16 protein-coding genes are annotated in these 23552 nt (G+C 29.5%); 15 read left to right on the plus strand and 1 reads right to left on the minus strand.

Annotation, left to right across the window (positions count from 1 at the left end):
* Window positions 1–160: 160 nt before the first annotated feature.
* The 12 genes from NG901_RS11225 to hydA all read left to right on the plus strand — a co-directional run bounded on the left by NG901_RS11225 (window position 161) and on the right by hydA (window position 18462).
* A complete protein-coding gene (locus NG901_RS11225; RefSeq protein WP_252214576.1) occupies window positions 161–1804 on the plus strand; it encodes a tetratricopeptide repeat-containing diguanylate cyclase in 1644 nt (547 codons plus the stop codon).
* 366 nt (window positions 1805–2170) lie between these two features.
* Window positions 2171–3913 carry a sigma-54-dependent Fis family transcriptional regulator gene (locus tag NG901_RS11230; protein ID WP_252214579.1) on the plus strand — a complete coding sequence of 581 codons (1743 nt, stop codon included), beginning with the start codon at window positions 2171–2173 and terminating at the stop codon, window positions 3911–3913.
* Between the two features lie 376 nt (window positions 3914–4289).
* On the plus strand, window positions 4290–5489 hold the full coding sequence (locus NG901_RS11235) for a YgeY family selenium metabolism-linked hydrolase (protein WP_252214582.1): 1200 nt from the start codon (window positions 4290–4292) through the stop codon (window positions 5487–5489).
* 101 nt (window positions 5490–5590) lie between these two features.
* Window positions 5591–6784: a knotted carbamoyltransferase YgeW gene (gene ygeW / locus NG901_RS11240; RefSeq protein WP_252214585.1), complete on the plus strand. Its 1194-nt coding sequence runs from the start codon at window positions 5591–5593 to the stop codon at window positions 6782–6784.
* A gap of 193 nt (window positions 6785–6977) precedes the next feature.
* Complete coding sequence (gene arcC / locus NG901_RS11245; protein WP_252214587.1) at window positions 6978–7910, plus strand: carbamate kinase; 933 nt, start codon at window positions 6978–6980, stop codon at window positions 7908–7910.
* Window positions 7911–7946: 36 nt separating this feature from the next.
* A complete protein-coding gene (dpaL, locus tag NG901_RS11250) occupies window positions 7947–9155 on the plus strand; it encodes a diaminopropionate ammonia-lyase (protein WP_252214588.1) in 1209 nt (402 codons plus the stop codon).
* A 26-nt stretch (window positions 9156–9181) separates the two neighbouring features.
* Window positions 9182–10513, plus strand: coding sequence for a putative aminohydrolase SsnA (ssnA, locus tag NG901_RS11255; protein ID WP_252214589.1), 1332 nt, complete (start codon window positions 9182–9184; stop codon window positions 10511–10513).
* A 40-nt stretch (window positions 10514–10553) separates the two neighbouring features.
* Window positions 10554–11642, plus strand: a complete 1089-nt coding sequence (locus NG901_RS11260) for a 4Fe-4S binding protein (RefSeq protein WP_252214590.1) — start codon at window positions 10554–10556, stop codon at window positions 11640–11642.
* Window positions 11643–11662: 20 nt separating this feature from the next.
* Window positions 11663–12037: a RidA family protein gene (locus tag NG901_RS11265; RefSeq protein WP_252214591.1), complete on the plus strand. Its 375-nt coding sequence runs from the start codon at window positions 11663–11665 to the stop codon at window positions 12035–12037.
* Window positions 12038–12860: 823 nt separating this feature from the next.
* Window positions 12861–14258, plus strand: a complete 1398-nt coding sequence (locus tag NG901_RS11270; protein ID WP_252214592.1) for a nucleobase:cation symporter-2 family protein — start codon at window positions 12861–12863, stop codon at window positions 14256–14258.
* A gap of 105 nt (window positions 14259–14363) precedes the next feature.
* A complete protein-coding gene (xdh, locus tag NG901_RS11275) occupies window positions 14364–16925 on the plus strand; it encodes a selenium-dependent xanthine dehydrogenase (RefSeq protein WP_252214594.1) in 2562 nt (853 codons plus the stop codon).
* A gap of 145 nt (window positions 16926–17070) precedes the next feature.
* Window positions 17071–18462, plus strand: coding sequence for a dihydropyrimidinase (gene hydA / locus NG901_RS11280; RefSeq protein ID WP_252214596.1), 1392 nt, complete (start codon window positions 17071–17073; stop codon window positions 18460–18462).
* A 165-nt stretch (window positions 18463–18627) separates the two neighbouring features.
* On the opposite strand, the gene NG901_RS11285 is transcribed toward hydA, so the two are convergent.
* The gene (locus NG901_RS11285) at window positions 18628–19101 is read right to left on the minus strand and encodes a nucleoside deaminase (protein ID WP_286673938.1); all 474 of its coding nucleotides are present in this window, start codon (window positions 19099–19101) and stop codon (window positions 18628–18630) included.
* 645 nt (window positions 19102–19746) lie between these two features.
* On the opposite strand from NG901_RS11285, the gene xdhA reads away from it, so the two are divergent.
* The 3 genes from xdhA to xdhC are packed head-to-tail and all read left to right on the plus strand — an operon-like array spanning window position 19747 to window position 23403.
* Window positions 19747–22038 (plus strand): xanthine dehydrogenase molybdenum-binding subunit XdhA, encoded by a 2292-nt coding sequence (gene xdhA / locus NG901_RS11290; RefSeq protein ID WP_252214599.1) that lies wholly within the window; start codon window positions 19747–19749, stop codon window positions 22036–22038.
* Between the two features lie 17 nt (window positions 22039–22055).
* The gene (gene xdhB / locus NG901_RS11295; RefSeq protein ID WP_252214601.1) at window positions 22056–22937 is read left to right on the plus strand and encodes a xanthine dehydrogenase FAD-binding subunit XdhB; all 882 of its coding nucleotides are present in this window, start codon (window positions 22056–22058) and stop codon (window positions 22935–22937) included.
* Window positions 22930–23403 carry a xanthine dehydrogenase subunit XdhC gene (xdhC, locus tag NG901_RS11300; protein WP_252214603.1) on the plus strand — a complete coding sequence of 158 codons (474 nt, stop codon included), beginning with the start codon at window positions 22930–22932 and terminating at the stop codon, window positions 23401–23403. Before xdhB ends, xdhC begins: the two co-directional genes overlap by 8 nt.
* Window positions 23404–23552 lie beyond the last annotated feature (149 nt).

The raw sequence follows: 23552 nt of genomic DNA on the forward strand, positions 1-23552 counted from the left end.
TTGTAGATAATGATTTACTAAACTTTGTAGAAAAAAGCTGGTAGCCAATTGACTTCCAGCTTCTAATGGTACCGTTTCTTATTTAGTAAAATATTTATTACTGTTAATTTAAAAAGTGAAAATTAAACTTAAAAATAGAGTAAAAGAATAAGGTAAATATATGAAACAATTAAAAAAACAATATATAATTATTATAGTAGCAATAATAGTAGGAATAAACATAGTAGGGACATTGTACTTTTTTAATAAACATGAACAGAACAAAAATTCAGATGACTTAAATCAATTGATAGAATCTTTTGTTGTAGATGATAATGATAATAAAAAAGAAATTTTAGATATGCAGGAGTTTATAAGTAAAAATCCTAATTTAGATAGAAGAAACATAGCTAAATTCCATCTCAATTTAACTAAATTATATATATTAGATTTATTTGATTGGGAAAATTTAGATGATGCTATAGATAATTTTGTAAAAACACAAATAGAATCAGGGTTATCAAAACAGTGGGATATTGCAGCGTGGTCTTATGCTGATATTTCACAGATATACATTGACTTTTATACATATGATATAGCTGAATCTTGCTTAGATAGAGCATTAAATTATGCAAGCAGATGTGAAATGGAAGAGTTTTTTTATGAATATTGTTATACAACATTAGCTATGATCTATGCAAGAACTAATCGTTCGGAATTAGCAATGGAATATTATAATAAAGCTTTAGAGCATGATAGCGAAAATAAAATAGAATATGAATCTATGGAACAAAGGCGAAAAATAGTTTTAGCTAGAATTTTATTAAATGAAAAAAAATATGATGAATGTAAGAAGAATTTAAATGAAATTAGAGAATATATACACAGTTATGAAACATATCCATCAAGAATACTATGGGTATCAGGAATACTATTTCCTTATCTAGAAATGCAAGCAAAAGTAGGACTTTTAACCCAAGACTATGATGGTCTTACTCATTATATGGATGAGATATTTACATATGCATTAATATACAATCAAAATAGTATATTATTAAATTTTCTTATTGATATTACTACTATGATTGATGAAGAAAATAGGTTTGATTTACCTATAGAAATAGAAAAAACTATTTCTAATTACACATTAAAACTAATCAGATTGTATCCTCAAGAATATCAATTAAGAAATATTCAAACTGGAGCTCATATGTATAATTCAAATGAAACTAATATTACACTTTTAATTCAGAAATATAAAATGAATGATTTATATAAGATAATTATTACTGCATCGTGTATTGTTGTAATAATAATAATAATTTTAGTATGTATGGTTAGATACAATGAAAAATCCAGTGTCATAGATGAATTATCTAAGTCATATAATCGTAGATATTTTAATAAGGTATATAGAAAAATTCAAAGGGAAAATGTATCCTTTGGAATACTTATGTATGATATTGATTATTTTAAACAGATAAATGATGGTAATGGACATGAAATTGGAGATAAAGTAATAAAAGAAATTGCTGAAATAATAATGGAATTATTAGATAGTAATTCAACACTTTTTAGATATGGCGGTGATGAATTTTGTATTATTAGTAAGAAGAAAACTTTAGAACAAATGATTTCACTTGCTGAATCAATTCATATTGTAACGGATCATATGAAATGTGCTGATGGTAAAGTTGAGATTACATTAAGTATTGGTGGTGCAGCAACAGAAAAGTCAGAAGATATCATGCCTCTTGTAGATAAGAACTTATATGAGGCAAAAAGAATGGGAAGGAACTGTGTTGTAGTTAAAAATAAAAGGTAATTTTAGTTATAACTACATTAATAGCAAAAGCTTTGAAGTTAACCTTAAAAATACATGAGACATACGTAATGAGTATTAATAAATAACAAAATATAGGAATAGTGATAATGAGCTAATGGACTTAAGGAATAATATTTCAAATCCATTAGCTCTTTTTATTGCACATAAAATTATATTAACAAAGCATTATACAACAACTTTATTCTATCAATATACTAGAATAAAATGAATACTATAATAAATGCAGGAAAATATATGGTTATACTTAGAAGTGAAGTAACTATATGGTATAATGGTAAGGTGGTAAAATTGAAAGAAAAGTAAGAAAATTTAAATAAATATTAATAGATATAGGTGGGTTATAAAATGAAAATAACTTTAGTTAATATAAAAGAAATAATAAATAAATATTCTATATTATTATCAAATTTGTTAACAATAGATGTGGAGATAGTTGATGATAAATTAGTAAGAGTTGCTGCAACAGGAATATATGAAAAAAGAATTGGAGAAAACATAAAAGATCAAGGTTATGTATATAAGAAGGCTTTAGATACAGGAAAAACATTAGTTATAGAAAATCCAGGAAAAGATAAATTATGTGATGAATGTAAAAAAAGAGGAAACTGCAATGAATTTATGGAAATATGTGTACCTATTAAATATGAAGAAACTACATTTGGAGTAATAGGTTTAGTATGTTCTAATGAAGGTCAAAAGGATAAATTGAAAAGCAATTTAGCTATTATGATTAAGTTTTTAGAACAAATAGCTGAATTTATTTCAATTAAAGTAATAGAACAAAATCAAATATTCGAAAATGAGAACAGTATTAAATTTTTCAAAGAAATAGTAAATTCTATAGATGATGGAATTATAACTGTAGATATAAAAAATGAAATTATAACAGCCAATAATAATGCATTAAAGTTATTAAAAGTTAAGCCAAGTATTGTAGGTAAAAAAGTTACTATAGAAGAAACAGATGAATATACTCCAAAAGGAGGTATTTATAATTTCAATATTGAGAATGAAAAATTTAAAATTATAGGAAAGGTAGTAGAAAACTATATCAATAATAAAGATTGTAACAAAATAATTATTTTTAAAGAACTAATTACTATTGAAGAAGAGTTAAAAAATAATAGTATTAACTGTGATTCAATAATTGGACAAGCAGATAATATAGTAGAACTTAAAAAGAAAATAAAAAAAGTCTCATATACTGATGCTACAATCTTAATTACAGGAGAAAGTGGCACAGGAAAAGAGTTAGTAGCTAGAGCAGTACATTCCGAAGGTAATAGAAAAAATATGCCATTTATAGCTATAAACTGTGGAGCTATTCCAGAAAATTTATTAGAAAGTGAACTTTTTGGATATGTTAAAGGTGCATTTTCAGGAGCAAGTTCTGGGGGAAGAATAGGAAAATTTGAACTTGCTAATAATGGGGTGATTTTTTTAGATGAAATAGGTGATATGCCGTTATATCTTCAAGTAAAAATTTTAAGAGTATTACAAGAAAAAACCATTGTAAAAATAGGTTCAAATAAGTTGATAAATTTAAATATAAGAGTAATAGCAGCTACAAATAAGAACTTAAAAAAACTAGTTGATGAAGGTAAATTTAGAGCAGATTTATATTATAGATTAAATATAATTCCTATTGAAGTTCCAAGCTTAAGGGATAGGGAAGATGATGTTGTATTAATAACTAAAATGTTAGTAGAAAAGTATAATGCAAGATGTAATAAGTATATACATACTATAGACAGGGAATTAATTAAAATATTTAAGGATTATAGTTGGCCAGGAAATATAAGAGAATTAGAAAATATAGTAGAATTTATGGTTAGCTTATCAGGTGAAAATGGGATACTTGAAAAATCTATGTTGCCAACATCATTTGTACAAAGTTATAATGAGGAACTTAAAAATAGAAATGATGAAATATGTATAGATGATGACATAATGACATTAAAGGAAATAGAAAAGATATATATTAAAAAAGCTTTAGCAAAGTATGGAAATTCAACGAAAAGTAAAATGAAAGTGGCAAAAAAATTAGGTATAGGAATAGCTACTCTTTATAGAAAAATAGAAGAATAAAATACAAATTATCATTATGATAAATTATATTTTATTATGTTAACTTTAGCTAACTAAAATAAGCTTAAAATCAGGCATATTACAGAATTTAACAGATACAATATATAGGTATATTGGTCTGTTATTTTTTTATGTTCCTTATTATTTTGATAAAAATAATTATCAAAATGATAATTACTTACTTTAAAAATAAAATAAGTGATTAAAATAATGCTGTTAAGCAAGGTATAGGGGGGATTTTTCATAAAAAATGAAAAAAATACTTCTCAGTTTTGGCAAGGTAATTGCTAAAGTAATAGTTAGTGGTGATATATAAATAAAATCATCAAACCAATGATATAAAATAATATTTTCATAAAAAGGCGGGGGAATAACTATGGATTTTAAAAACATTAAGGTAAGAGCAAAGGCTTATGAAGCAGACATGACAAAGTTTTTAAGGGATTTAATTGCTATCCCAGGAGAAAGTGCTAATGAAGAGCTAGTGATAAAAAGAATATCACAAGAAATGAAAAAACTTGGTTTTAATAAAGTTGAAATCGATAAAATGGGAAATGTTTTAGGATATATGGGAACTGGTAAAACTTTAATTGCCTATGATGCACATATTGATACAGTTGGAATAGGTGAGATGAGCAACTGGACATTTGATCCTTATAAAGGATATGAAACAGATGAAGAAATAGGTGGACGTGGAGCGTCTGACCAATTAGGAGGAATAGTTTCTGCAACTTATGGAGCTAAAATAATGAAAGATCTAGATCTTTTATCTGATAAGTACACAGTGTTAGTAACTGGTACAGTACAAGAAGAAGATTGTGATGGATTATGTTGGCAATATATCCACAATGAAGATAAGGTAAAACCAGAATTTGTTGTAATAACTGAACCAACTAATGGAAATATTTATAGAGGTCAACGTGGTCGTATGGAAATAAGAGTTGAAGTTAAGGGCGTATCTTGTCATGGTTCTGCTCCAGAACGTGGAGATAACGCAATTTATAAAATGGCGGATATATTACAAGAGGTTAGAGTATTAAATGATAATTTACACTATGATGAATTCTTAGGCAAAGGAACTGTAACCGTTTCAGAAGTGTTCTATAATTCACCATCTCGTTGTGCAGTAGCAGATATGTGTGCAATTTCTTTAGATCGTAGATTAACTGATGGAGAAACTTTTGAATCAGCATTAGAAGAAGTAAGAAATCTTCCATTTGCTAAAAAATATAATGCAAAAGTAACTATGTATAAATATGAAAGACCAAGTTGGACAAATCTTGTATATCCAACAGATTGTTATTTCCCAACTTGGGTAATACCAGAAGATGCACCAGCAACTAAAGCAATGGTTGAAGCTTATGAAGGCATGTATGGAAAACCACTAGTTGATAAATGGACATTCTCAACTAATGGAGTATCAATAATGGGTAGATATGGAATTCCATGTATAGGATTTGGACCAGGTAAAGAAGAAGAAGCACATGCTCCAAATGAAAAGACTTGGAAAGCTGATTTAGTAAGATGTGCTGCTGTATATGCTGCAGTACCAACAATCTATTGTAAAGATAAATAAAGCTATGTTTTAAGTAAATGCTGATATTATACTACAATATCAACACTATTAGAAACACAAGTTTTAATAAAAAATAAAGAAGAAATATTGGAGGATTTACAATGAGTATAATGGATAAATATATTGATAAATTAAATAAATTAAATTTTGAGAATATGCATGAGAATGATTTCATGCTAACTTGGGAGAAGTCTAATGATGAGCTTGAAGCTGTTTTTACAGTAGCAGAAGCTTTAAGAAAGTTAAGAGAAAATAATGTATCTCCAAAGATATTTGATAGTGGACTTGGAATTTCATTATTTAGGGATAATTCAACAAGAACAAGATTTAGTTTTGCATCTGCATGTAATCTTTTAGGTCTTGAAGTACAAGATTTAGATGAAGGTAAATCACAAGTGGCACATGGAGAAACAGTAAAAGAAACTGCTAACATGATTTCATTTATGGCAGATGTTATTGGTATTCGTGATGATATGTTTATAGGAAAAGGTCATACTTATATGCAAAATGTTTCAGAATATGTTAAAGAAGGTAATGAAAATGGAACATTAGAACAAAGACCAACACTTGTTAACTTACAATGTGATATAGACCATCCAACACAAGCAATGGCAGATACACTTCATTTAATAAACGAACTTGGTGGTGTTGAAAATTTAAAAGGTAAAAAAGTTGCTATGACTTGGGCTTATTCACCATCATATGGTAAGCCACTTTCAGTTCCACAAGGTATTATTGGATTATTAACTAGATTTGGAATGGATGTAGTATTAGCTCACCCAGAAGGTTATGAAGTTATGGGGGAAGTTGAAGAAGTTGCAAAGAAAAATGCAAAAGAATCAGGTGGATCATTTACAAAAACAAATTCTATGGAAGAAGCATTTAAAGATGCTGATATAGTATATCCAAAGAGCTGGGCCCCTTATATTGCAATGGAAAAAAGAACAGATTTATATGCAAAAGGAGATCAAGCTGGTATTGATGAACTAGAAAAAGAATTATTAAAACAAAATGCAGATCATATTGATTGGCAATGTACTGAGGAATTAATGAAGCTTACTAAAGATGGCAAGGCTATCTACATGCATTGTTTACCAGCAGATATTACAGGCGTAAGCTGTGAAGTTGGTGAAGTTGATGCTAGTGTATTTGATAGATATAGAAAATCATTATATAAAGAAGCAAGCTTTAAGCCATATATTATAGCTGCTATGATTTTCCTAAGTAAGGTTAAAAATCCTCAAGAAACTTTAGCTAAATTAGTTGAAAAAGATAAACCACGTCATTTTGAATAGAATTATATTTAGTTGAGAATTGAGAGTGGAAAGTGGAGAGTGAAGGAAAAATTCCAGCATGGAATTTTAAAATATATTATTTTAGAAAGTTTTTATACTTTCAACCAAAACTATCAACTCTCATCTTTCCACTCTCAACTAAAAAGGTGGCATAGCCACTTTGCTTTAAAACATAGATGTTGAGGTGAGAAATATGAAAAAGAAGATTGTAATTGCATTAGGCGGAAATGCATTAGGTAACACTTTAAAAGAACAGATGACTGCTATAAAAACTACTGCCAAAGCAATCGTTGATTTAATTGAAGATGGAAATGAAGTTGTTATTTCTCATGGAAATGGTCCACAAGTTGGAATGATAAATGTAGCTATGAGTGAACTTCATAAATTAGATCCTAAATATTCTATTTGTCCTATGTCAGTTTGTGTTGCTATGAGTCAAGGATATATAGGATATGATTTGCAAAATCAAATTAAAGAAGAATTATTAAATAGAAATATAAATAAGAATGTCTCAACTATTATTACACAAGTTGAAGTAGAATCAAAGGATAAGGCTTTTAAAAATCCAACTAAGCCAATAGGAAGTTTCATGACAAAGGAAGAAGCTGATATTGCTATTAAAAATGGAGATAATGTCATCGAGGATTCTGGTAGAGGTTATAGAAGAATAGTAGCATCGCCAAAACCAGTTAGTATTGTGGAAATAGGAACAATAAAGAGTTTAATTAAAGATGGCCAAGTTGTAATTGCTTGTGGTGGAGGTGGAATTCCTGTTATAAAAGAAGGAAATCACTTAAAAGGTGTAGGAGCTGTAATTGATAAAGATTTTGCAAGCTGTACACTTGCCAAAGAGCTTGATGCAGACTGTTTAATTATTTTAACTGCTGTTGAAAAAGTTGCTATAAATTTTGGTAAAGAAAATGAACAATGGTTAGCTGATGTTAATGTAACTGATATGAAAAAGTATTTAGAAGAAGGTCATTTTGCACCAGGTTCAATGAAACCAAAGGTAGAAGCTGGAATAGAGTTTGCCTCATCAAAAGAAGGTAGATATTCTTTGATTACTCTTCTTGAAAAAGCAAAGGATGGTATAACTGGAAAGACTGGTACTAGAATAAAGTATTAGTAGGCTTTAAATAAACATTAACTGGAGGGGTAAATAATGGAAAATATAGAGTGGAAAAAAAATCAACTACCTAAAACTAATAATGAAAATTTACTAGATTTCTTAAATAAAGATGAGATAAGTAAAGCTAGAGATTTTCATAAAAGTTTTCCTCAATATAAGGAAACACCATTAGTTAGTTTAGAAAATTTAAGTAAGGATATAGGATTAGGTGGTATTTATATAAAAGACGAATCATATAGATTTGGATTAAATGCATTTAAAGTGTTAGGTGGTTCTTTTGCCATGGCAAAATACATGGCACAAAAATTAAATAGAGATATATCTGAATTACCTTATGAAAAGTTAATTTCACCAGAGCTTAGAGAAGAACTTGGAGAAATTACATTTGTAACAGCTACAGATGGAAATCATGGAAGAGGAGTAGCTTGGACTGCCAATAAGTTAAAACAAAAATCAGTAGTTTATATGCCAAAAGGATCATCAAAAACAAGATTAGAAAATATAAGAAAAGAAGGAGCAGAAGCTTCTATAACTGATATGAATTATGATGATGCAGTAAGACTTGCAGCTAAATATGCAGATGAAAATAATGGAGTAGTTATACAAGATACTGCATGGGAAGGCTACGAAGAAATTCCAGCTTGGATAATGCAAGGATATGGAACTATGGGACTTGAAGCATTAAATCAATTAACTGAATATGGAGTTGAAAGACCAACTCATATATTTATACAAGCTGGTGTAGGTTCTTTAGCAGGTGCAATACAAGGATTCTTTGCTTCTGTATTTAAGGGGAACTGTCCTAAAACAGTAATAGTAGAATCAAACTTAGCAGATTGCTTATACAAATCAGCAAAAGCTAATGATGGAAATTTAATAGCTGTAGGCGGAGAAATGCAAACAATAATGGCTGGATTAGCTTGTGGAGAAGCAAATACAATTGGTTGGAAAGTTTTAAAAGAGTACTCTGACACATTTGTTTCATCACCAGATTATGTTGCAGCAAATGGTATGAGAATACTTGGTAATTCATTAAGAGGAGATAAAAAGGTTATTTCAGGTGAATCAGGTGCTGTTACTTCAGGATTACTTTATGAAATAATGAAAAATGATAAATATAAAGATTTAAAAGAATCATTAGAATTAGATGAAAATTCAAAAGTATTATTATTTAGTACAGAGGGAGATACAGATCCAGATAAGTATAAAGAGATAGTTTGGAGAGGCCAATATAATAAATAAAAAATTAAGTTAAAGAGGGTGGCACAATGCTATTAGTTGGGAATGGAAGGGTAATAACTCAAGATAATAAAGAACCCTATTTAGAAGATGGTTGTATTGCAATAAAAGACAATATGATACTAGAAGTTGGTAATACAGATGAGCTAAAAGCAAAATATAAATATTATGAGTTTATAGATGCAGAGGAAAAAGTTATAATGCCAGGATTAATAAATACTCATCATCATATATATAGCGCATTTGCAAGGGGACTAACATTAAATAATCCGCTATCAAAAAGTCTTGTTGATATTCTTGAAAATGTTTGGTGGAAAATAGATAAGAAGTTAACATTAGAAGATGTTAAATATAGTGCTTATACAACTTTAATTGAGTGTGTTAAAGATGGTGTTACAACTGTATTTGATCATCATGCTAGTCCTATGTCAGCAAGTAGAAGTTTATTTACTATAGCAGATGCAGCTACTCATTTAGGTATTAGAGGGGTTTATGCTTATGAAGTTTCCGATAGAGATGGAGAGAAAATTCTAAATGAAGGTATAGAAGAAAACGTTAACTTTATTAAGGCATCAAATGAAAGAGAAGATGATATGGTAAAAGGCATGTTTGGAATGCACGCTTCATTTACTCTTAGTGATGATAGTTTAAAAAAATGTGTTAATAGTTTGGAAGGCCTTGATATAGGATATCATATTCATGCAGCAGAAGGAATCGATGATTTAAATCATTGTTTAAAAAGCAGCAGCAAGAGAGTAATAGAGAGATTAAATGATTTTGGAATATTGGGAGAAAAAACAATATGTGCTCATTGCATTCACATAAATAAAAGGGAAATTGATATTTTAAAAGAAACTAATACTAATGTAGTTAATAATCCAGAATCAAATATGGGAAATGCTGTTGGGTGTGCCCCGGTAATAGAAATGATGAAAAATGAAGTAGTAGTTGGTCTTGGCACTGATGGATATACATCAGATATGTTTGAATCAATGAAGGTTGAAAATATAATTCATAAACACAATTTAAGTGATTCTAATGTAGGGTTTGTAGAAACTAATAAAATGCTATTTGAAAACAATAGAAATATAGCATCTAAGTATTTTAAAAAACCACTTGGAATATTAAAAGAAGGAGCATATGCTGATTTAATAATTGTTGATTATAATCCATTGACACCTATGAATGAAAATAATTTAAATGGTCATATAATGTTTGGTATGAGTGGAAGATGTGTGGATACAACAATAATTAATGGAAAAGTTATAATGCAAAATAGAAAAATTATGACATTAGATGAAAAAGAAACATTAAAAAAATCAAGAAAAGTAGCACGAAAATTATGGGAAAAATTAAAATAGTAGATTAATCTATATGAGGTTTTATAGGGGGAACAGTATTATGGCAAATTTAAAAGTTAATATACTCGGAATGGAGTTTGATAACCCAATATTCACAGCAGCGGGACCTGGTGCAAAGGATGGAGAATTATGTATTTTAGCAGTAAAGGGAGGTGCTGGTGGATTAGTTACAAAAACAATATCTGAAAAGCCAGCAGATGTTCCAAGACCTTGTATGGCAAAAACCAATGCAGGTTTTTTAAATACAGAACTTTGGTCAGAACTTCCAAAAGAGCAATGGATAGAAAAAGAATATAAAAGAGCAAAAGAAGCTGGAGTACCAATGATAATTAGTATGGGATATACTGCAGATCAAATAAAAAAAGTTGCACCTTTAGTAAAACCATATGCAGATGCTGTTGAGCTATCAACTCATTATGTTGGAACTGATATTGCTCCAATAGTTGATGCAATGAAAGCAGCAAAAGCAGCACTTGACTGTCCTGTATTTATGAAAATGAGTCCTCATACAGATATTCAAAAAATAGCTAAAGCATTAGAAGATGCAGGTGCAGATGGACTTGTAATGATAAATTCAGTAGGACCTTGTATGGCAATTGATGTGGAAACAGGATATCCAATTATGGGAAGTCAAACAGGATATGGATGGTTATCAGGTTCATCAGTAAAACCAGTAGCTATTAGAAATATTTATGATGCTTCTAAGGTAATAAAGATACCAATAATAGGAGTAGGAGGAATTACTTGTGGAAGAGATGCTGCTGAAATGTTAATGGCAGGAGCACAATCTGTACAAGTATGCACAGAAGCTATTTTAAAAGGACCAAGTATTTATGGAAAAATTGCTAAGGAATTAAACGACTTTTTAGATAGTCATGGATATAAAGATGTAAATGAGATAATAGGACTTGCTCATAAAAAATGTGAGGAAAGAAACTTCAGAACAGAGTCAATAGCACCTACTGTAAAAGAAGATGTTTGTATAAAATGTGGGATTTGTAAAACAAGTTGTGTATATGATGCAATAGAAGTTTCAAATAAGCTAATCATTGATAGTAAGAAATGTTTTGGATGTGGATTATGTGTAACTAGATGTCCTAAAAATGCATTATCAATGCAATATAATTAAAAGTAAAAGGAGAATTTATTATGAAGAAAATAATTAATACACCAAATGCACCAGAAGCAATTGGACCATATTCACAAGGAGTAATTATAGATAAGTTAGTATATACATCTGGTCAATTACCTATAAATCCAAAGACAAAGGTATTAGAAACAGAAATAAAAAAGGCAACTAAGCAAAGTATAGAAAATTGTAAAGCTATTTTGGAAGACGCAGGAACAAATCTTGACAATGTAATTAAAACTACAGTTTTTGTAAAAGATCTAAATGATTTTTCAGCTGTAAATGAAGTATACGCAAAATTTTTTACACAAAATTTCCCCGCAAGAAGTTGTGTGCAAATTGCTAAATTACCTATGGACGCTCCAGTAGAAATAGAAGTAATTGCTACATTATAATTAATATGATGAGGTGGAATATCTACCTCATCATATTAATTATAATAGGAATTTAACTATGTATAAAAATATATTAATTACAGGAAAAATACAGTGCGGAAAAAGCACATTAATTAACAAAATACTTGATGAATAATAAAGATACTAAAAATTATTAGGCACATGAAAGATAATAAGTCCTTTTACTAATGACTTATTATCTTTCATGTGCCTTAATTATTAAACATTCTAAATTTAACATACCTTTTTACATTTCTTAATACATAAATTCACTTATAAAGCTAAAATTATCAAAGTGATAAAAATGTTATCTTTTTGATAATTTTAATAGATATCTTATAGAATAATATGCAATTTGATCATTTTAAATTACCAAAATGATAAAAATATATATGTTGAAAATTTAAATTTTCAATGAATATATAAACAATTACTTAAATTTTCAAAATTTTTCATTAGATAAGAAAAAATACGGTTAAATTAATTAATAAATAATAGAAAATTAGTGTAAAAACGCGAAAAAATCAAATCTAACTTTGGCATGAAATATGCTACTTACTAGTAATAAAATGAACATCAAAAATAAGTAAAATTTAAGGTAGTTCTTATATTACAGTTAAAAATACAGATAGTAGTAAGGTGAAAATATAAAAACAGTTAATTATAGTGAGAGATTTTAGATTTTTTTTATAATGGTGTAAATTTAGATATTACATAAGATAACGTTATCATAGGCGAAAAAGTGGATTATGAGATATTTATTAAATATAGAAAAATATAATGAGATTAACTTTAATAGAATTAATTGAAGGGATTTGAAAGTATGAGAGAAAAGGATGGGGCTAATTTAATACCTGCAGTTGATAAAAAAATACCTTTTTCAAAGGCATGGATATTTTCACTTCAACATGTAATGTCAATGTGTGCGGGTGCAGTAGCTGTTCCACTTATGATTGGAGAAGCAGCAGGTTTAAATGATTTAGAGATAGTTTTTCTTATAAATGCAGGGTTATTTATGGCTGGAATAGGTACTCTGATTCAAGGGTGTGGTCTAAAAAATATTGCAGGAGCTAAAATACCGGTTATAGAAGGTACAAGCTTTGCGGCAGTATCTGGAATTCTTGCAATTATTGCAGGAGCTCATGGTGATAAGCATCTGGCAATGACAACTGTTTTTGGATCAGTAATTATAGCAGGATTATTTTGTTTTATTATATCACCTGTGTTTGGTAAATTAATAAAATTTTTTCCAAAGGTAGTTACAGGAACAGTTGTGTTAGTAATAGGTATTTCTATAATGCCAGTAGGCATAAAATGGATAACTGGAGGAATAGCCAAACCAGCAACTACGCAAGAGGTGGGATTAGCATTAGCAGTTCTAGTTATAACTCTATTGTTATTTAAATATATAAAAGGAATTTGGAATAGTGCAGCAATACTTTTTTCTATAGTAATAGGAACTTTATTAGCTATGGTCTTCGGAATGGATGATTTTAGTAAAGTTAAAGATGCAGCTTGGTTTAGTTTAAATGTACCTTTAAAATTTGGAATGCCTACATTTAATATATCAGCAATAATTTCTATGATTCTAATAATGCTTGTTTTAATGACTGAATCAGTTGGAAACATGATAGCAATACATGAAATAACAGACAAGGAAGTTACTGAAGAAAATATAAGGAAAGGTTTAGCAGGAGATGGTATTTCAACATTTTTGGCAGGTATATTTAATACTTTTCCAATTACACCATTTGCTCAGAATACAGGTCTTGTTGGATTAACAAATATAAAATCTAGATTTATAGGCATTTATGCAGGAATAATTCTTTTAATATTAAGCTTTACACCAAAATTTGCTGCAACGATGGGTGCTATACCGAAGCCAGTACTAGGTGGTGTGGGATTTGCAATGTTTGGAATGGTTCTAGTTGGAGGAATAAAAACACTATCAAAAGTGAATTTCGATGGAAATAAAAATTCAGTAATAGTTGCTGTTAGTATAGGACTTTCAATGATACCATTAGCTAATTTAACGTTTTATGATAATTTTCCAACATGGGTGCAAACAATTTTTCATAGTGGGATAACTACAGGAAGTATATCTGCAATTTTATTAAATATATTTTTTAATGTAATAGGAAATGAGAATAAAGAAGAAACAGTAGTTAATAAAATTAAGGATGTATATATAGGTAACGAACCAGTAGAAATACATCAGTAAAACTAAATATAAAAATAGCAATTTAAAGTGGAAGTTAGTTATAAATTATAAGATAAAAAGTAAAATGGGTAATATTTAAAATTTGAATTATGAGGAGTGATAAGATTGTTTAAATTCATTCTTAATGGACAGGAAAAAAGTGTTGATGAAAATAAAAAGCTTTTAAAATATTTGAGAGATGATTGTAACATAACATCTGTAAAAAATGGATGTTCAGAGGGTGCATGTGGAACATGTATGGTTATAGTTGATGGAAAGGCTATTAAAGCATGTGTTCTTACTACAGAAAAGGTAAATGGTAAGACAATAACAACGATAGAGGGATTCACAGATAGAGAAAGAGAAGTATTTGCCTATGCATTTACTGAGGCTGGTGCAGTACAATGTGGATTCTGTATACCCGGAATGGTTATTAGTGCAAAGGCTTTATTTAATAGAAATTTAGAGCCAACAATGGAAGAAGTTAAGAAGGCTTTAATTGGAAATATATGCAGATGTACAGGATATGTAAAAATAGAAAAAGCTATTATGATGGCTGCTGAAATATTTAGAGAAAATAAAGAGGTTCCAAAAGTTCAATGTAAAGGTTTAGTAGGAGAACCTATGGCAAGAGTTGATGCTAAAGATAAAGCTTTGGGAATAGGAGAATATACAGATGATATAAAAATTGAAGGAATGCTTTATGGTGTAGCTTTAAGAAGTAAATATCCTAGGGCATTAGTAAAGAGTATAGATATATCTGAAGCAGAAAAAATTGAAGGGGTAATTAAAATTGTAACAGCAGAAGATATTCCAGGAAAAAGGTGTTTAGGACACCTTAAAAAAGACACTCCAGCTTTAATAAAGGTTGGAGAAGAAACAAGATATCTTGGAGATGCAATAGCTTTAGTTGCAGCAGAAACTGAGGAAATTGCAAGAGAAGCATTAAAACATATACAAGTGGATTTTAAAGAATTAAAACCGATATCATCTCCAGAAGAAGCAATGAAATCTAACGCTCCTAAAATACATGAAGGTGGAAATATTCTAGTTCATGAACATTTAGTAAGGGGAAATGCTGATGAGGCTATAAAGAATTCTAAATATGTTGTTACAAATAAATTTAAGGTTCCATTTACTGAACATGCCTTTTTAGAACCAGAGGCATCAGTTGCAGTTCCAGATGGAGAAGATGGATTAATAGTTTATACAGGAACTCAAAGTATATATGATGATTTTAGGGAAATAGGTTCATTATTAAATTTAGGAGAAGATAAGTTAAGGATTATTTCAAAATATGTAGGTGGAGGATTTGGTGGTAAGGAAGATATGAGCTGTCAACATCATACTGCACTACTTGCATATATTACTAAAAAACCAGTAAAAATGTGTCTTACAAGACAAGAAAGTATAATAGTTGATACCAAAAGACATGCTATGGAAATGGAATTTACAACAGCATGTGATGAAAATGGAAAATTAACTGCAATGAAAGCAGAAATAATAGCAGATACAGGAGCATATGCTTCTCTTGGAGGACCAGTTCTTCAAAGAGCATGTACTCATGCAGCAGGTCCATACAATTATCAAAATATGGTTGTAGATGGAATTGCTGTTTATACAAATAATACTCCAGGAGGAGCATTTAGAGGGTTTGGAGTAACTCAATCAGCATTTGCAACTGAATGTAACTTAAATCAGTTAGCAGAAATGGTAGGCATAGATCCATTTGAAATGAGAATGTTAAATGCAATAAGACCAGGTCAGGTTCTTCCAAATGGTCAAATTGCTGATGAGGGTACAGCTTTAGTTGAAACTTTAGAAGCTGTTAAAGATTTTTATTACAGCAATAAATATGCTGGAATAGCATGTGCATTTAAAAATGCAGGTATTGGTGTTGGATTACCCGATACAGGAAGATGTAAAGTAGGAGTAATAGATGGAAAAGTTCATATAAGGACTTCAGCAGCTTGTATGGGTCAAGGTGTAGGAACGGTAGTAGTACAAGTTGTTGGTGAAGTGTTAGGAATTCCAGCTTCACAAATAGTTTATGAAACTCCTGATACAAAAATAACTCCGGATTCAGGAACATCAACAGCTTCAAGACAAACAGTATTTACAGGAGAAGCTACAAGAATTGCAGCATTAAAATTAAAGGAAGCATTAAAAGGAAAAACATTAAAAGAATTAGAAGGAATAGAATTTTTTGGAGAATATTTAGGGGTTACAGATAAAATGGGTAGTCCTAAAGAAAATCCAGTAAGCCATGTTGCTTATGGATATGCAACTCAAGTTGTTGTTATTGATGAACAAGGGAAACTTAAAAAAGTAGTTGCAGCTCATGACGTAGGAAAGGCAATAAATCCTAAGAATGTAGAAGGACAAATTGAAGGCGGAGTTGTAATGGGATTGGGCTATGGATTAACAGAGGATTATATAATAGAAAATTCAGTTCCTAAAGTTAAATTTGGAACATTAGGACTTTTAAGAGCAACCCAAGTGCCAGAAATTACTCCTATTATAATAGAAAAAAATACACAAGAGTTATCTTTTGGAGCAAAGGGGGTTGGGGAAATTACCTGTATTCCAACAGCACCAGCAGCACAAGGAGCTTATTATAAATTAGATGGAATATTTAGAACAGAACTACCACTAAAAAATACTTTTTATAAGAAAGCAAAAAAATAATAAAGATGAGTTTCACCACTTAAAATTTTTTATGATAACTCATATGTTTTAGGTATGATAATAAGCATTGTAATTTACACTGTATATTTAGTGAAAGCAAAGAAATATAATTGATATAGAGAGAAAAATTAAGTGAGGTGATAATATGTCCTTATTAATAAAAAATGGAACAATAATAACTGCTAGTGATATTTATGAAGGAGATATTTATATAGAAGATGGTATTATAAAGGAAATTGGTATTAACATTATAAAAAAAGCAGATGAAATAATTGATGCTAAAGGTAAATATGTTATTCCAGGTGGAGTAGATGTTCATACTCATTTAAATTTAGATGTAGGAATTGCTGTTGCAAATGATGATTTTTATACAGGGACAGTAGCGGCTGCATGTGGAGGAACAACAACTATTGTAGACCATATGGGATTTGGTCCTAAAGGATGTAATTTGAAACATCAAATCGATGTTTATCATGGGTATGCAAAAGGGAATGCAGTAATAGATTATAGTTTTCATGGTGTTATTCAACATGTAAATGATAATATTATTAATGAGATGGAAAAAATAGTCGAGGAAGAAGGAGTACCTAGCTTTAAACTTTATTTAACTTATGATTATATGATTGATGATGAAGGTGTACTTAGAGTATTAAATAGGTTAAAAGAATTGCAAGGTATTGCAACTATTCATTGTGAAAATCATGGAAGTATAAAACTTTTAAGAGAGAGGTACGTTAGTAATGGACTTAAGAGTGTTAAGTATCACCCTTTAACTAGACCAGCTGAAAGTGAAGCAGAAGCTATTAATAGAATGATAAATATGGCATCGATAGTAGAAGATGCACCACTTTATATAGTTCATTTATCATCAGGATTAGGACTAGATTATATAAAAATGGCAAGAGAAAGAGGAGAAAAAGTATATGCAGAAACATGTCCTCAATACTTACTATTAGATGAAAGTAAATATGAACTTCCAAACGAGGAAGCATTAAAATATACAATTAGTCCTCCATTAAGATCTAAAGATGATATAGAAAAGTTATGGAAAGGAATTAATGACGGATATATACAAACAATAGCAACAGATCATTGTCCATTTTCTCTTAGTAAAGATAAGCAAAAGGGAAAAGATGATTTTACTAAATGTCCTAATGGGGCTCCGGGAATAGAAGAAAGAATTCCACTTATGTTTTCAGAAGGAGTTATGAAAGGGAGAATTAGCTTAAATAAATTTGTAGAGTTATGCTGTACAAATCCAGCTAAAATGTTTGGATTATATCCTAAAAAAGGGACTATACAGGCAGGTTCAGATGGAGATATAGTAATAATTGATCCAGAAAAGGAAGTTACATTAACAAACTCTAATTTACATTCTAATGTAGATTATTCTGCATATGAAGGGATAAAGGTAAAAGGCTATCCAGTAATAACTATTTCACGTGGTAAAATAATAGTTAAATATAATAAATTTATCGGGGAAAAGGGATATGGTAAATTTATTAAAAGATCAAAGGTAGATTTAAATAATATCTAAAACTATGACTAAGTATCACTAATTAGAAGAAATAATTCAATATATAGTATAAAATCACTGATAGCTAAAATAAGAGGTTGTCTCAAAATATATTTGAGACAACCTCTTATTCTAAATAGGTATTTATTTTTTATGGCTTTATTTAATTAATTTATTTAAGAGGTATTAATAGCTTGTTTTATTTTGATTATTTATCCACATTTTAAATGCAGCCATGCAATTTGATTTATCGATTTGTTCTAAATCTAAAACTTTTTTATCAGTGCAGTCAGCCTTTAGGAAGTTTAATATATGCTCATCTCTAAATCCTATATCAGCCGCATCTTTAACAGTGCAACCATAATAAACTTTTGATATGTTAGCCCATATTATTGCTGACATACACATTGGACATGGCTCAGATGTTGTATATAATTCACACCCAGTTAAATCAAATGTAGATAGTTTGCTACAGGCTTGTCTTATTGCATTCATTTCTCCATGAGCTGTGGGATCATTGGTACTAATAACTGTATTATTGGCAAGAGCTATTATCTCTCCATCTTTTACAATTGCAGCACCAAAAGGTCCACCTTCTAAATTCAACATGCCTTCTTTACACTTTTTCACACATAAATCCATTATATCTTTTTTTTGCATTTGAACATCCTCCATAATATGATTGAGTTTTATTAAAACTCTCTTTAGATGTAAACTAGAATTAATTAACATTAATAGCAAATTTTATGCCATAAAGTAGCTTTTGATATTTTAAAATTAAATTTTAATTTAACACTCTATTATTTGAAACTTGTGTATTTATGGTGTTTTAAAATGAAATACGAAGTTCCTAATTTGTTAATTAAAATAAGTTTATAAAATTAGTATTATCAAAACGATAAATTAATTTATCGTTTTGATAATGATAACAAAGAGTTTACAGCTAATAATATGTAATTTAATAATTTAAAATTACCAAAATGATAATAATATATATGATAAAAATTAAAATTAAAAATAATAGTGTAAACAATTACTTATATTTGCTAAAAATTTTTTATTATATCAAAAAAAATATATTTAAATTAATTAATAAATAATAGAAATTTAGTACAAAAGCACGAAAAAACTATAAATTTAATTTTGGCATGAGATATGCTACATACTAGTATTAAAAGGAGTATTACAAAAAATATATTATGATATTGAAATATTCCAATAAACAAGTACATTTTATTTGAAGCTATGTTAAAATATAGCAATAAAATATAATTCTATGCTATGTAAATTTTATGGAGGTGTAATATGACAAATAATATAGTCGGAAATAGCATAATTAGATTTGATGCTATGGCTAAAGTTACTGGTAAAGCAAAGTATGTAGATGACTTTTTTATAAGCGATATGCTTGTAGGAAAAGTTTTAAGAAGTCCTTATGCTCATGCCATAGTTAAAAATATATATACTAGTAAGGCAAAGAAATTAGAAGGGGTAGAAGCAGTTATTACACATGAAGATTTACCCAAAATTAAATTTGCTACGGCTGGTCATCCATGGTCATTAGATCCAAGTCATAGAGATATAGAGGATAGATTAATTCTTACTAATAAAGCTAGATTTGTTGGAGATGCCATTGCAGCTGTTATAGCTGTAGATGAAATAGTGGCAGCAAAAGCTTTAGAACTTATAGAGGTTGATTATGAAGTTCTTGAACCAATAGTAGATAGTGAAGATGCTTTAAAAGAAAATGCGCCAATAATTCATGAAGAAAGACCTAATAATATTTTAAGTTCTTTTGGATCAGAAATTGGAAATGTAGAAGAAGACTTAAAAAAGGCAGATAGAATATTTGAAGGAAATTTTGAAACAAGTATAGTTCAACATTGCCATATGGAAAATCATAGTACTTATGCTTACGTAGATGGTGAAGATCGTATAGTAATAGTTTCTTCAACTCAAATTCCTCATATTGTAAGAAGAATTGTTGGACAATCATTAGGAATCCAATGGGGTAAGATAAAAGTTATTAAACCTTATGTTGGTGGAGGGTTTGGAAATAAGCAAGATGTAGTTATTGAACCATTAACGGCCGCTATGTCTCTTGCTGTAGATGGAAGACCAGTAAGATATACATTAGATAGAGAAGAATGTTTTATTGATACAAGGACAAGACATTCTATGAAAATTAAATTTAAAACAGCAGTATCAAAAGATGGAAAATTAATATCATTAGATATAAAAAACCTTATAAATAATGGGGCTTATGCATCTCACGGTCATTCTGTTGCTTTGAGTGCTGGAGGAAAATTTAGAGGCGTATATGATTTTAATTCAATAAAATATAGCCCTACAACAGTTTATACAAATTTACCTGCAGCAGGTGCAATGAGGGGATATGGAGCACCTCAAATGTGCTATGCACTAGAAAGTCATATAGAAGATATTTGTAGAGCTCTTAATATGGATCCTATAGAATTTAGAATTAAAAATTTTATTACTGAAGGTTATGTTGAACCTCTTAGTAAAAATGTAGTTCGTGCATTTGCATTACCAGAATGTATTGAAAAAGGAAAAGAACTAATTAAATGGGATGAGAAAAAGAAAGAATATAAGAATCAAAGTGGAGATAAAAGAAGAGGCGTAGGCATGGCTTGCTTTAGTTATTTCACAGGCACTCATCCAGTAGCATTAGAACCTGCTGGAGCAAGAATAGTAATGAATCAAGATGGATCAGTTCAATTGCAAATAGGAGCAACTGAAATAGGACAAGGTAGTGATACAGTTTTTGGACAAATGGTAGCAGAAATTCTTGGATTAAAAATAGATATGGTACATGTAATTTCAAATCAAGATACAGATATAACTCCTTTTGATACTGGTTCATATGCATCAAGACAAACATTTGTAAGTGGAGCTGCAGTTAAAAAATGTGCATTAGAAGTTAGAGATAAAGTATTAGCATTTGCAAGTAGTAAATGTGGTTTAGAAGCTAGTGAATTAGATATTGTAGATTGCCAAATTGTTGAAAAAAGATTGGGTAGAGTAATATGTTCACTTGAGGAAATTGCTATGGAATCATATTATGATAGGATTAAATGTTGTCCTATAACTAGTGATACATCAGTTAATGTTAGAGTTAATGCAATAGCTTATGGTGCTACATTTGCAGCAGTAGAAGTTGATATTAAAACAGGTAAAATAGAAGTTTTGGAAATATATAATATTCATGATTCTGGTATGATTATGAATCCTATGTTAGCTGAGGGACAAGTTCATGGTGGAGTAAGTATGGGACTTGGATATGCCTTATCAGAACAAATGTTATTCGATAAGAAGACTGGTAAGCCATTAAATAATAACCTTTTAGATTATAAATTACAAACAATAATGGATACTCCGACTATTGGTTCAGCTTTTATTCAAAGATATGAACCAGCAGGTGGATTTGGACAAAAGTCTATTGGAGAAAACACAACAGTTTCACCAGCACCAGCAATTCGTAATGCTGTTTTAGATGCTACAGGAGTGTCATTTAATAAAATACCGATGAATCCACAATCTGTTTTTGAAAAATTTAAGGAAGTTGGATTAGTGTAATTTAAGGAGGACTTAAAATGTTTGATATTAAGGAGATATTAGAGCCAGAAAATTTAGAAGATGCATTGGAATTATTAGATAAAAATAAAGAACTTAAGATAATAGCAGGAGGTACAGATGTTTTAATAAAATTGCATCATCATAGAATGAAAGATGCAGAATTATTGAGCCTTAGGAGAATAAAAGGTATTGATGAAATTAGAATGTTAGAAGATGGATCAATAGAAATTGGTGCAATGGCGTCATTCTCAAAGATATTTAGAGATGATATTGTACAAAAACACATAAAAGTTCTGGCTGAAGGTGCGGTTTCCATGGGAGGACCGCAAGTTAGAAATATGGCTACCATTGGTGGAAACGTTTGTAATGGTGCTGTTTCAGCAGACAGTGCACCAGCATTATTTTCACTGAATGCTAAATTAAAATTAAAAAGTAAAAATAGCGAAAGAATTATTCCTATACAGGAATTTTATAAAGGACCAGGTAAAGTAGATATAAAAGTTGATGAAATATTAACTCATTTAATAATAAAAAAAGAGGATTATGAGAACTTAATAGGTCATTATATAAAGTTTAGTAATAGAAAAGCTATGGATATAGCTATGGTCAGTGTAGCAGTTGTATCTTTAATTGAAAATGACAAGTTTAAAGATTTAAGGATTGCATTAGGAGTATCAGCTCCAACTCCAATAAGATGTAGTGAAGCTGAAACTTATGCTAAAGGACTTGAAATAACTGAAGAAAATATTGAAAAGATTGCTAAGCTTGCAGTAAACTCATCAAAATCAAGAAATTCATGGCGTGCATCTAAGGATTTTAGAGAGCATCTAATTAAAGAGTTAACTAAAAGAGGAATAAAAAAGACTATAGAAATAGAGGGAGAAAAAGAAAATGAGTAATGCAAAAATGAAAAAAATATCAATGATAGTAAATGATAAATCTTATGCATTAGAAGTTGATATAAGAGAATCTTTACTTGACGTTTTAAGAAATAAAATACATTGTACAGGTGTAAAGTGTGGATGTCATGTTGGCGAGTGTGGGGCTTGCACTGTATTAATAGATGGAGTGCCTACTGATTCTTGTATATATATGGCAGTTTGGGCAAATGGAAAGAGTATCGTAACAATTGAAGGTGTTAAAAAGGATGGCAAATTATCAAAAGTTCAACAAGCTTTTATTGATGAAGGTGCTGTCCAATGCGGATTTTGCACACCAGGACTAGTGTTAACGTCTACAGCTCTTGTTAATAGTGGAAAAAAATATACTGATGCTGAAATAAAAAGAGAGATTTCAGGGCATTTATGCCGTTGTACAGGATATCAAAAAATATTTAATGCAACTAAGAAATCTTTACAAAAATAATTAAGATGAAAGTTTTTAATATAGATTGAAAATTAAATATGCAAGAGATAAAAGCAGTAAGGACAATATAAAGGTTTTTGGTGAAAGATGAATTTGTTATTTGGAATATTGACACTAAGGAAGATTACTACGGTTTGCTTAGATTACTT

The organism is Clostridium sp. CMCC3677 (assembly GCF_023845585.1).
Classification (GTDB): domain Bacteria; phylum Bacillota; class Clostridia; order Clostridiales; family Clostridiaceae; genus Clostridium; species Clostridium aquiflavi.